Here is a 10,946-nt window from a genome sequence, read left to right as displayed (position 1 = left end):
GACCACGGGCAGCCAGTTGGAGACGAGGGGGCCGATGCGCCGACCCGGCCACAGCCGGCCCCGCCGACGACTCGGCCGGTGCGGCGCAGCGCAAGCCCGGGTGGGCCCCGGCCACCGGCTACGGGCGGCGAACTCGTTGGCTCGCGCCCCGCGCGGGCGGGGACGTCGCCCCGCCGCGACCGGGGCCCCACGGGTGGATGACCCGGCCCGACCACAGAGGACGCATCGTGCAGCCGGGGTCGTGTGACGGGGTGGGCGACGGTTCCGCGGCCGCATCGGCTGGTTCGCCGGCAATGATGAGCTGTGCCGTCGACTGCCGAGCCGTGGAACCACACATCCGCTACTACCCGGTGATCCTCGACGCGATCCCCGGCCGGGCCCGGCGAGCGCTCGATGTCGACTGCGGCGAGGGCACTCTCGCCCGCTGCCTGCGGGCGATCGTTTCCGAGGTGACCGGCATTGATGCCGACCCGGGCAAGCATCGGCCACGCGCGCGGGCGACGATGGTGACGAGCACGTCGACTACGTGCTCGGTGACTTCCTCACCCGCCCCTTCGAGCCCGGCTCGTTCGACGTCGTCGTATCGGTGGCCACGCTGCACCATATGAACGCCGGTGTGATGCTCGCACGCATGCGTGATCTGCTGCTGTCACGTGTCGGAGGTCAATTTGCGCTCGAGTAGCTGAGATCGGATGCATGTCGGGCCGACCCCGCTCGAAGTGCGAGCCAAGGACGAGAATCAGTCGGGCGCGCCGGCGAGCGCGCCCGCCGGAGAGACGCGCTCGGTCTCAACGCCCGCGCCCATCAGGGGTAGGTAGCCAACGTCTGGAGTGCTCCCGTGCGGGTCAGGTACTGCACCTGTGCCCGTCCGCCCGCCTGCGCGATGGAGTGCGCCTCACGGTGCGCTTCGCCCGCGTCTGCGACCACGATCGTGCCGCGACCGCGTCCGTTGGCCCTGGTGAACAGGACCCGATAGCCCGGCTCGCCGCCTGCAGACGGTGGTGCACTGTCGCGCACTCGATGCCCACTCCCTCTGCCCGTCGGACCGGTATGGGGCTCGCCGAGCATCGCGATCCCGACGATCCTCAGGCTCGCCACAGGAACACGACTCTAACGTAAGAGGAGAGTTCGGGTAGGTCAGCGACTCCTCCTGCGGCGCGCCGCTGCGACTGGCGCTACACCGGAGTGGGAGGCGGTCATGGCGACACTGCGCGACAGGTTCGATCCACGGCGCAACAGCTTCGACGTGCTGCGGCTGTCGTTCGCCCTGCTGGTCGCGGTCGACCACGGGATCGGGATCCGCACCGGCTCGCAGGCGCGCTGGGGGCTATCCACGCTGGGCGATTTCGGGCTGGATGGGTTCTTCATCCTCAGCGGGTTCCTGGTCACCCGCAGCTTCCTGACCCTCGACTCGTTCCCCCGGTTCGTGTGGCACCGCTTTCTACGGATCATGCCCGGGTTCTGGGTGTGTCTGCTGGTGACCGCGTTCGTCGTCGCACCCCTGGCCGCGCTGGCCCAAGGCCTCTCCGCGACCACCCAGCTCACCGGGGAGCCCTCGGCGCTGCGCTATGTGTTCGGCAACGCCAGCCTGTTGATCGTGCAGTACGACATCGCCGGCATCCTCGCCGACACCCCGATGGGGGTCAGCTTCAACGGCGCCGTGTGGACATTGTTCTTCGAGGCGTTCTGCTACGTGCTCGTCGCCGCCCTCGGGGTCAGCGGGATCCTGCGCCGGCGGAAGATCGTCGTCGCGCTGATCGTCGGGATACTGGCCGTGTTGACGATCCTGCAGGAGGCGGGGTTGCCGGTGCTGGTCAATGACCGCGTGCTGCGCCTGACTCTGGTGTTCCTGCTCGGCGCGATCGCCTACCTCTACGCCCACAAGATCCCGATGCGCACCGATCTGGCCGTGGGGTCGGCCATCGTCTTCCTGGTCAGCGTGGCCGCGTTCGACGATTACCGGGTGCTCGGTGCCGCCCCGCTGGCCTACGTGTTGGTCTGGTTCGGAGCGTGCTTTCGGTGGCCGTGGTCGATGCGCGCGGACCTGTCCTACGGTCTCTACATCTATCACTGGCCGATTTTGCAGCTGCTCGTGCTGACCGGGCTCGGCACCACCGCGACGCCAGTGTTCGTCGTGAGCGGGCTCGCGATCGTCGCTTCGGTGGCGGTGCTGTCCTGGTTCCTGATCGAGAAGCCCGCACTGGGTCACAAGCACAGCCCGCTGCCCGACCGCATCGCCACGACGCTGTCCCGGCGGCGGCGCCGACCACGACACGGGCGCACCCCGATGCCTACCCAGGGGCGCCCGAGGTGATCGATTCAGACAGGCCGGGCGGGGTCGACCACCGCTGCACCCCACCATCCGTCGACGACGCCTACCTGATGGAGACGCCCACCATGGACGGGCCTGTCGAACCCACCCGAGATGCCGCTGACGCGGATCGAGGTGCTCGACCAAGCGTCTGCCCGATCGGAAGGCGCTCTTTGCCACCGCGGCCCGGGACGGCGCCCGGGACTTGATGCTGGCCCGCCTGCGCCGGCTACCGAGCCCGGGCGCCGTCTGTGGCCAGCCGGCGCAGCTCCCGCGACAACGTCTCCAAGCTCTGGGCCTGGGCCCGCAGAGCCTCGATGCGGCTGTCGGTCACGGCCTGGAACATCGTCAGCCGCTCGAGCAGCACATCCGCCGCCTCGACGTCGCCCTCCCCCGCACCGGCGGCATTGGCGGCGACGGCGTCCATGGTGGCGAGTAGCTCGCGCATCTGCTCCAAGCTCAGCTCCAGCGGCTTGAACGTCTTGATCACGAGGAGCCGCTCCAAGTCGGCCTCGGTGTAGAGCCGGAACCCGCCGACCGAGCGCGCCGAGGGCACAGCCAGACCGACCTCATCCCAATGCCGCATCGTCCGCAACGACAGACCGACCCGGTTGGCGGCCTCGCCGATCTGCATCACCTGCCCCACCCCACTGCACTCCACATGCCCAGCGTGGCACACGACAACCCGCCGACCAGGGCGCGCCGACGATCGGACGACACTCGCCGAAGCGGCACCAGCTCCTGATCTCCTGGCCCTCGCGCGAGGGGTGCCCCACGATAGGACCTGGTCTCAAAAAGCGGGGGTGTCGGTACCTGACCTTCGGGCTGGGACCGTTGATCGTCGTCGGTCGTGGCGATGTCGATCACTGACGACAGGGCTGCCTGCGCACCTGCAGTCTTCGGGCCAGTCGGGACCGGTGCGCAACTCGAACCTGCTCAGTGCCGGCGGGCACTCCCTCAACCGCTCCCGATGCCGCGACCCACGTCCAGCCGCCGGCCCCGAACCGATGAGGATGCTGGGCCGACCATCACCGCTGGTCGACAAGTCCTCCACCCCCGACGCCGCGGCGAGCCAGGTGCGCGATGGCACCAGCAACACCAACCTGCCCTACCAGAGCAAGTTCCCGTACGTGGCCAATGCCGGGGGCTACCAGTCCGCCCCCGGTGAGCCCAGCTTCGGCACCGACAACAAGAATGCCTAACCCGCGACGTCACCCCGCCGCGTCACCCCGTCGCACGCCGGGTCACGGTTGTTCGTCGTCATCTGGCCACGCGGTGCGGCGTGCCCAGTCCGATTCATCTGGATCGTGCGGTCTATTCGGTTCTGTAACGATGCCAGCCCGGTCCGGCGACGTACGGAGTGACTACGTACATGCTCTCACAGGAAGCCGGAGGTTCCGATGATCATCACGAGCGAGGAGAGCGGCACCGAGATCGACTGGTTCGACGGTCTCGATGCTCGCCTGCCGTCCGCTGTGTTCCGCTACGTCGCAGCAAGCCCGTCCGGTGACCTGGCGCAGAAGGTGACCGCGGTACTCGAGATGGCGCAGCGGAGCACGGCGGGCCCGCCCCCGGCGGGGCCGATCCCGGGTCCGCGGCCCAGCCGGGAGGCGGCGCAAGGCCCGCGCCGCAGGCCCGCTCGCGTGATCGGCGCTGCCGGCGCAGCGCGCGGCAAGCCCCGTCTGCCCGTCGATGTGGGCCGGCGCTTCGTCGACGAGCTGCGCGAGTTGATGTGCGGTGACGGGGACCGGTACGCGCCCGCCCGGCAGGCTCTGCAGCCGCACGGCGAGCCGGCCGTGCTGGTCGCCGGTGTTGCCGGCGCGCTCGCCGCGGTGCTGAACCTGCGCCCGGAGGTGGTCGGGGCCGCGGTCGCGGTGGCTATGACCGTGATCACCGAGTCCGGCTGGGGCGCGCTGAACACCCCGCCGCGGGTCCGACCGACCGCAGTCGGGCCCGGACCACGACCGATGACCGCAGGCCCTGGGCTCGGCCTATGGCCTGGTCTCAATTCCGGGATGTCGGTACGTGATCTTCGAGCTAGCACAGTTGATCGTCATCGGTCGTGACGAAGCAGCAGCGACTGGCTCAGGATCAGCTCTGGGAGCTGATCGAGCCGTCGCTCCCGCCGCGTCCGGCCGCTCATGGGCCGGGCGAACTGGGCCCGCGGCTACATCGACGGGTGCCGGAGCGGTTGAAAAACGAGGATCGAGCGGTCCGAACCCCCACTGACCAGGGTAGAGCCGACTCGGAAGTACCACGTCGGGTGCGACGCGAACGGGCTCCCGCTGCACGCCTTGCTTTCCGCGGCGAACAGCCACGACAGCAAACTGTTGGAGCCGCTGCTCGAGACCAACCCCGCAATGCGTGGCCGCCGTGGACGACCCGGCCGGCCCCGGGCTGCACCGGCGCGGGAGCAAATGCGGATCGCTCGGCACGGGATCGAGGACAAGTCCAAGCTCGGTCGGGTCCGCCTAGTCAGCGAACCTATGGCACCAGGTCTTAAAGAGCCGCCCTACCTGAACGCGCCGCCGGCGGCACGTTCGAGGATCGGTGGCCACGGCCGGGGTTCACAGGACGAACCGCGCGGTGTGCCTCACCGAATGCCTGGCATCAACAATGCACTGGGCATCAACAAATGCACTGGATGTGGGCCGCGGTGTCACCGGCGCTGTGGCAACCGGCCGGGTCGACACCTACGTCGACGGAGCCGCGTCGGGTGAGGCCCAGCACCTGCCGAGGAACTTCGACACCGAGGCCGGTACGGCATCGTGCTCGATCCCACGACAAAGAGCACAGTCCGCACGTCCTGAGTCCGCACGTCATCGTCCGAGGAACTGGGGGATAATGATGTCGAACGACCCGCTGATCCACCGGCCGCGCCGCCGCCGGTGGATCGTCATGCTCACCGCTGGGCTCACCGCCCTCGGTCTGATCCTGGTCGGCTACGGCGTCGCGGCACCACAGGGTGCACCGCCCGCCCCGTCGGCCGCACCGGTCTCCGAGCCGATCCGGGCCATGCCGTCCGAGCTGGCCTCGACCCCGCTGCGGGTGGGCCTACCCGAGTCTGCGCCGACGTCGCTGCGGATCCCGGCGATCAAAGTGGCCTCCGTAGTGAACTCGGTCGGCCTCAATCCCGACGAGACCATGGAGGTTCCGGCGCCGGGCCCGCTCTACGACCAGGCCGCCTGGTATCGCAGCTCCCCCACCCCGGGCGAATTAGGACCATCAGTGATCATCGGCCATGTCGATTCCGCGGCAAATGGGCCGTCGGTGTTCTACGAGCTCGGCGCACTGAAGGTCGGCGACCGTATCGAGGCCACCCGCGCCGACGGAGCGGTCGTGGAGTTCGCCGTCGACACCGTCCGCAGCTTCCCCAAGGACGCATTCCCACAACAGACCGTGTACGGCAACACTCCCGGGCCCGAGTTGCGCCTGATCACCTGCGGCGGCCCGTTCGACGCCTCGGCCGGCTCCTACCGGAACAACACCGTCGTCTTCGCCCGTCAGATCAGCTGAGCAGACTACTGGTGGGCCGTACCGAGGCCGGGATGGCCCGCGGCCCTGATCACCGAGCAAGCCGGACTGCCGCGATCAGGCCGCGTTCACCGGCTCGAGCTGGCCTCGACGGGAGGCTCGGCGCTCGAACCAGATCGTGGTCAGTGGCGGGCATCACGGGCGTCGGTCTTCACCCGGTCCCCGGACGGGCACTGCAGCTTCGACGGCGCCGCCACCACCGTGCACTCGATCCCGCCCGCGATCAGGGCCCGGGCCAGCCCGAACCCGGTCGGCCCGGCCTCGTAGGTGACCGCGACCGGGCCCGGCAACGACCTGATTCACGCGGCCACCTCGCCATGATCCGGGCACAGGCGGCGCTCGAACAGCTCCCCGCTCCGCCCGTCCAGCCCGCACGCCACGACCGAGCGCGCGTGCACGTCCAACCCGACACTCGTACCATTCCCGCTCACTGGGGCCTCCCACATCTGTGGCTCTACCGCCAGGACCCACTCCTGCCGGCAAACCCACGTTCACATGCGGGAGGCCTCAGCCCAGGCCTCCATACCAACCCCACCGATGACCTGCATCTGTAGCTCGCCCCAGCTCTCAGCGTTGCCACAGCGGCGGTGCGGAGACTCGGACACATGGCACTGAACGGACCGACCTGGGTGGCCGAGTTCGATCGGCTCGCGCCGCGCCATGACCTCGACGTCGGCTCGTGTTTCGTGACGGCGCGACTGCTGGTCACAGCAGGCGGCACACCGCAGGGCCAGATCACCGTGCCGCTGCACCAGGGCAGGGCCAGCGCCACGCAGATCGAGAGGGCCTGCGCACCGCTCGGAGCGCCCACCGCCGTCGCCCCGGCGCCGATGTCGAACGAACCGGTGACCGTCGTCATCGCGACCCGTGGCCGCCCGCAGAGTCTGGCCCGGTGCCTGCACAGTGTGCTTGCCGGGGGCCACCCGGCACTGCAGGTGCTGGTCGTCGACAACGATCCGGACGACGACGCGACGGCGCGGATCGTGCGGACCTTCGCCAGCCCGCGGGTGCGCTACCTGCAAGAACCGCGCCGCGGGGCCTCGGTCGGCCGTAACCGGGGCCTGGCCGAAGCCCGCACCGCGATCGTCGCGTTCACCGACGACGACACCGAGGTCGACCACGCGTGGGCCATGCGGATCGCCGGGGCCTTTGCTACCGACCCGTCGCTGGCCTGCGTGAGCGGGCCGGTGCTCGCCGCGCGCCTCGCCCGGCCCGAGGAGCGGGCCGCCGACACCGCGCTGGCCTGGAACAAGGGCTTCGCGACCCGACGGTTCTCCCTGGCTGAGCCGCCCTCCGACTCGGCGATCTTCCCGTTCTCGCCCGGGCTGTTCGGGATCGGGGCGAACCTCGCCGTCCGGACGAACGTCGCCCGCGCGATCGGCGGGTTCGACGAGGCGCTCGGACCGGGAACCATCACACACGGCGGCGAGGACTGCGAACTGATGGTCCGCATGGTGCTCGCCGGGCACACCCTCGGATACGCCCCAGGCGCCTATGTGTGGCACCACCACCGGCCCGACCAGGCCGCCCTGCGCCAGCAGCTCGACGGCTACGCGATCGGGCTGGGCAGCTTCCTGGCCAAAGTCGCGCTGTCCCCGCCCGCCAGGGCGATCGCCATCCGCAGGCTGCCGGCCGCGCTGGGCCGGCTGCGACACATCGCCGATCGAGAGGCCGCCGCGGGCGAGGCGTTACCCCAGGACGCAACTCGGCGCCGGATGCGGGGACTGCTCGCCGGACCTGCGAGCTACCTGCGCTCCCGCCGCGACGTCCGGCGAGCCGGCGGCACCGTGCCGCCGATGATGCCCGCATACAGTGATGAGCCGACCCGAAAGCTGGGCCGCGGCAAGGCACTGTCCGCGTGCTGAATCGCAGGGCGCCGGTACAGCGGCCGTATCGGACGTGAAGGCAACACGCCTCCCGACAACAGCCAGCAGCGACACCACCTCATGGCGATCGAGCCCACCATCACGGATCTGAGCGGTACCCCTGAGACAGATGGCGGGCTGCGAGCACACCGTCGGCACCGGCCGGTGAGCTCTCGAGCGCAGCGCATCCTCGGCCGCACCCAGCTACTATGTGGCTACGTAGCCTAGGTAGGGCGCTGAGCCCGGAAATATATCGAGGAGGGCGGTTGTCACGAACAGGCGAACGGGCTGCTGGCATGGCACCGTTCACCCCAGACCCTCGGACAGATGGGAGCGGGCGTACCCGGCGGGTCGACTGCCCGACCTTCCGGTCGACCTCGTCGCGCTCCGTGCGCACTCGCAGTCACAGGCGACCCCCGGTGGCGCTCGCCGCGCTCCTGGCCGTCCTTCTGGCGGGGTGCGGGGCGGGCCAGACGCCGCCAGCGGACCCGACGCGGCAAGAGACCGGCGCGTCATCGACACCCCAGACGGCGAGCCGGTTGCTCGAGCCCGCCGCATTCGCGGCCGCCGTGGCCGAACCCACCCGAACCACGATCAATGTCCACGTTCCCTTCGAGGGCGCGATCGAGGGAACCGACATCGACGTCCCGTTCGACCGAATCGCCACCGACGCCGCCCGCCTCCCGACCAATCGCACGACATCACTGGCGATCTACTGTAAGTCGGGTCGGATGAGTGCCATCGCCGCCACCGAGCTGGCGCGGCTGGGCTACCGCGATGTCGTCGAGCTGCGCGGTGGCATGGACGCCTGGAGACAGCAGGGGTTCGCGCTGCTCACCACGCCCTCCACCCCTGCCGGGTGATCGACACGAGTTCTGCCTACGTGTGCCCGACCCGTACCCGGATCGGCTCGAGTCGCACCTCGGCCTTGCTGCTGCGCGCTCTCGTTAGTCCCGGCCCAGGCCTTGGCGCCGGCCGGGACCAGCACGGTGGAGGGTGTGTGAAGGTCGCTACCCACAGCCAGATCGAACTCGCCAACACCTGCGCAGCACGGGCGGAGGTCTGATCGCGCTCGGCCTCGATGGCCTGCCCAACCGCTCGCCACCGCATCAAATGCCAGCCGGGAACGTGAGCGGGCACCGCCTTCATTATGCTGCTCACCGGCGGCGCCCTGGTCCTCACCTCGGTGCTGCGGGTGAGCTGGACGCGGTCGGTTCAACTCGGGCAGGGTCCCTTGCTCGCGGACTGCCTGCCGTGCTGTCTGTCTCGCACCGGGTTTGATGGAGATCAAGCCAGGTGCGACCCGCAGGTTACCGCCTCATGGGGCCGCGGCGGTCCGACGGGACCGAACCGATCAGCGGGTCGCGGTACCGCGGGCGGCCATCTCTGTGGAGGCGTTCACGACCTGGACCTTGTCGCCGTTCTGCAGGTCGTTGAACCACGCCTGGGCGTCGCCGAGCTCCAGCTTGATACAGCCGGCCGAGGAACGGGACCGGTCACCACCGTGGAAGGCAACCCCTCCGTCGGCGAAGAAGATGGAGTAGGGCATCGGCGCCGGGCGCCCGTCGGGGCCGTTGAACTCCCCGCTGACGTGGTCCTTGTCCTTGCGGTAGACGCGGAACGAGTGCCCGACCGGGGTCTGCTGATCGGCCCCGCCGGAGGCGATTCGCACCGGTCCGCGGATCACCTTGCCGTCCCGGATCAGCCACGCCTGCTGCGACTCCAGGTCCACACACGACCGCGCCGACACCGAGCACGGAGTACCCGGCGTCAATGGCTCGGCGTGCGCGGCCCGGGCCACGGGACTGGTCTCGGCCTCGTCACTGGCCGAGGCCGGCCCGGCAAGCGCCAACCCCGCCATCGTCATCAGACCCGCCACCACCGCGGCCGCGACCTTGGATCGGGAGGCCCCTTGAACATTCTTCACGCGAACTCCTCATCTCGCTGCCACCCGCTCGGGGACGGGCAGTCATCTCTCATCGTGAGGACGCTGCTCCTCCGCGAGCGGTCGCCTGGCCCTTTCAGACCCCACCGCCACGTCCGAAGTGACCTCGGTAGCGGGATAGTAGGTCTGGTCTCGCGGAGCGTAGCGGTCGGCAATCGAGGGCCGGCTCACGGGGAGCACAGCTCAGCGTGACCGCCACCGCGCGCACCCGGCAGCACGCCCGGGCCGAGGCCGATACTCGCCCGAGCCCGCGTTCTGGTGACCACGGTCCGAGGCGACCGATTAGGTGAAGCCGACTCCGCGCTCGGAGAGCCATGGGGTCGGGTTGGTGTTGTCGCCCCCCGGTTCGATGACCTCGAAGTGCAGGTGCGGGCCGGTGGACTGGCCGCGGTTGCCGACCTCAGCGATGGCCTCACCCGCCGACACCCGCTGCCCGACCTCGACCAACGTGCGGTCGATGTGGCCGTAGACGGTGACGGTGCCATCGGTGTGTCGCACCCGCACCCACAGCCCGAATCCGCTGGCCGGCCCAGAGCTGATCACAGTCCCATCGAGCGGAACTCGGATTGGGGTCCCGATCGGTGCCGCGATGTCGAGGCCCTTGTGCTGGGCATCCCAGCGGGGCCCGAAGCCGGAGCTGACACGTCCCACCATCATCTGCACGCCGCCACCTGACGCGGTGACCGACCCCGTCGACGTGTCAAGGTCCGCACCAGCCTGGGCCCGTTCCCCGAGTCTTGCCACTTCGGCGACCCGAGCCCCTTCGGCGACGCGGGCCGCCTGCTCGGCGCGGGCCGCCTGCTCGGCGGCGCGGATTGCCTGCACGGCGGCACGGGCGGCCTGCTCGGCGGGGGCCTGGTCGAACCCGGCCGCCTTGACCAGGTCCGCGGCACCGACGACCTGCGGATCGAGCGACGTCGGCGCGCCTGCCGGCACAGACGTTACGTCGATGAGGGCCGGGTTCGGGGCGGCCGGAGCCGGGGCGGCCGCGTCCGGTGCGACCGCCCTTCCGGATGGGAACAGTTCACCAACGCCGAGCAGGAGGACATTGTCGCCGTCGAGTGCGGACGGCAGTGCCTCGGTCAGCGCCATCTGGGCCGTGGCCGCGAGTGCGCTGCCTGCGACGGCGGCGGCCATGACGCGAACGGGTAGCGCCGACGCACGCAGGGAGGTGTCGGCGCGCGGGAGCGAGGGAAGCCGGTATGCGCCATCGGTTCCCGCAGCGGCCGAGATGACCGGCAGCGGGAGTCCGAGGTGTGCGCGCCGGCTCACGGAGGAGCGGTGCCGTGCC

The 10,946-nt window shown here is 70.1% G+C and carries 10 protein-coding genes and 2 pseudogenes; 8 read left to right on the top strand and 4 right to left on the bottom strand.

Annotated features, from left to right (window positions below; all coding sequences use genetic code 11):
- Positions 1-502: 502 nt before the first annotated feature.
- A pseudogene (locus I4I78_RS23970) lies at positions 503-682 on the top strand (methyltransferase domain-containing protein); the annotation flags it as partial.
- Between the two features lie 516 nt (positions 683-1,198).
- Positions 1,199-2,314 carry an acyltransferase gene (locus tag I4I78_RS23965; protein WP_218613732.1) on the top strand — a complete coding sequence of 372 codons (1,116 nt, stop codon included), beginning with the start codon at positions 1,199-1,201 and terminating at the stop codon, positions 2,312-2,314.
- A 226-nt stretch (positions 2,315-2,540) separates the two neighbouring features.
- Here I4I78_RS23965 and I4I78_RS23960 read toward each other — a convergent pair whose 3' ends face one another.
- Complete coding sequence (locus I4I78_RS23960; RefSeq protein ID WP_218613731.1) at positions 2,541-2,945, bottom strand: MerR family transcriptional regulator; 405 nt, start codon at positions 2,943-2,945, stop codon at positions 2,541-2,543.
- Between the two features lie 379 nt (positions 2,946-3,324).
- Here I4I78_RS23960 and I4I78_RS23955 point away from each other — a divergent pair, with 379 nt between their 5' ends.
- From I4I78_RS23955 to I4I78_RS33945, 4 genes and pseudogenes are all read left to right on the top strand, one after another.
- Positions 3,325-3,513 carry a hypothetical protein gene (locus tag I4I78_RS23955; RefSeq protein WP_218613730.1) on the top strand — a complete coding sequence of 63 codons (189 nt, stop codon included), beginning with the start codon at positions 3,325-3,327 and terminating at the stop codon, positions 3,511-3,513.
- Between the two features lie 198 nt (positions 3,514-3,711).
- The gene (locus I4I78_RS23950) at positions 3,712-4,377 is read left to right on the top strand and encodes a hypothetical protein (RefSeq protein WP_218613729.1); all 666 of its coding nucleotides are present in this window, start codon (positions 3,712-3,714) and stop codon (positions 4,375-4,377) included.
- A 138-nt stretch (positions 4,378-4,515) separates the two neighbouring features.
- Positions 4,516-4,662: pseudogene (locus tag I4I78_RS34285) on the top strand (transposase); the annotation flags it as partial.
- 199 nt (positions 4,663-4,861) lie between these two features.
- The gene (locus I4I78_RS33945) at positions 4,862-5,827 is read left to right on the top strand and encodes a class F sortase (RefSeq protein ID WP_308252317.1); all 966 of its coding nucleotides are present in this window, start codon (positions 4,862-4,864) and stop codon (positions 5,825-5,827) included.
- 140 nt (positions 5,828-5,967) lie between these two features.
- Here the strand turns inward: I4I78_RS33945 and I4I78_RS23935 are convergent, their stop codons facing one another.
- Complete coding sequence (locus I4I78_RS23935) at positions 5,968-6,135, bottom strand: hypothetical protein (protein ID WP_218613728.1); 168 nt, start codon at positions 6,133-6,135, stop codon at positions 5,968-5,970.
- A 315-nt stretch (positions 6,136-6,450) separates the two neighbouring features.
- Between I4I78_RS23935 and I4I78_RS23930 the strand changes: the two genes are divergently transcribed.
- Entirely contained in the window at positions 6,451-7,710 is a 1,260-nt protein-coding gene (locus I4I78_RS23930; protein ID WP_218613727.1) for a glycosyltransferase family 2 protein, read from the top strand.
- Positions 7,711-8,129: 419 nt separating this feature from the next.
- A complete protein-coding gene (locus I4I78_RS23925) occupies positions 8,130-8,573 on the top strand; it encodes a rhodanese-like domain-containing protein (RefSeq protein WP_308252316.1) in 444 nt (147 codons plus the stop codon).
- A 491-nt stretch (positions 8,574-9,064) separates the two neighbouring features.
- On the opposite strand, the gene I4I78_RS23920 is transcribed toward I4I78_RS23925, so the two are convergent.
- A complete protein-coding gene (locus I4I78_RS23920; protein ID WP_308252315.1) occupies positions 9,065-9,637 on the bottom strand; it encodes a L,D-transpeptidase in 573 nt (190 codons plus the stop codon).
- Between the two features lie 300 nt (positions 9,638-9,937).
- Positions 9,938-10,946, bottom strand: a 1,009-nt coding sequence (locus I4I78_RS23915) for a M23 family metallopeptidase (RefSeq protein WP_308252314.1), incomplete at its 5' end; no start/stop codon positions are given.

Source organism: Pseudonocardia sp. KRD291 (assembly GCF_019263595.1).
GTDB lineage: Bacteria > Actinomycetota > Actinomycetes > Mycobacteriales > Pseudonocardiaceae > Pseudonocardia.
Note: the sequence above shows the minus strand (reverse complement) of the source record. Positions and strands in the feature narration are given on the sequence as shown.

Bases quoted from the DNA above. Each gene is read 5' to 3' on its own strand.
- I4I78_RS23965 (WP_218613732.1), top strand. From the start codon at position 1,199: ATGGCGACACTGCGCGACAGGTTCGATCCACGGCGCAACAGCTTCGAC.
- I4I78_RS23960 (WP_218613731.1), bottom strand. From the start codon at position 2,945: ATGCAGATCGGCGAGGCCGCCAACCGGGTCGGTCTGTCGTTGCGGACG.
- I4I78_RS23955 (WP_218613730.1), top strand. From the start codon at position 3,325: ATGCTGGGCCGACCATCACCGCTGGTCGACAAGTCCTCCACCCCCGAC.
- I4I78_RS23950 (WP_218613729.1), top strand. From the start codon at position 3,712: ATGATCATCACGAGCGAGGAGAGCGGCACCGAGATCGACTGGTTCGAC.
- I4I78_RS23930 (WP_218613727.1), top strand. From the start codon at position 6,451: ATGGCACTGAACGGACCGACCTGGGTGGCCGAGTTCGATCGGCTCGCG.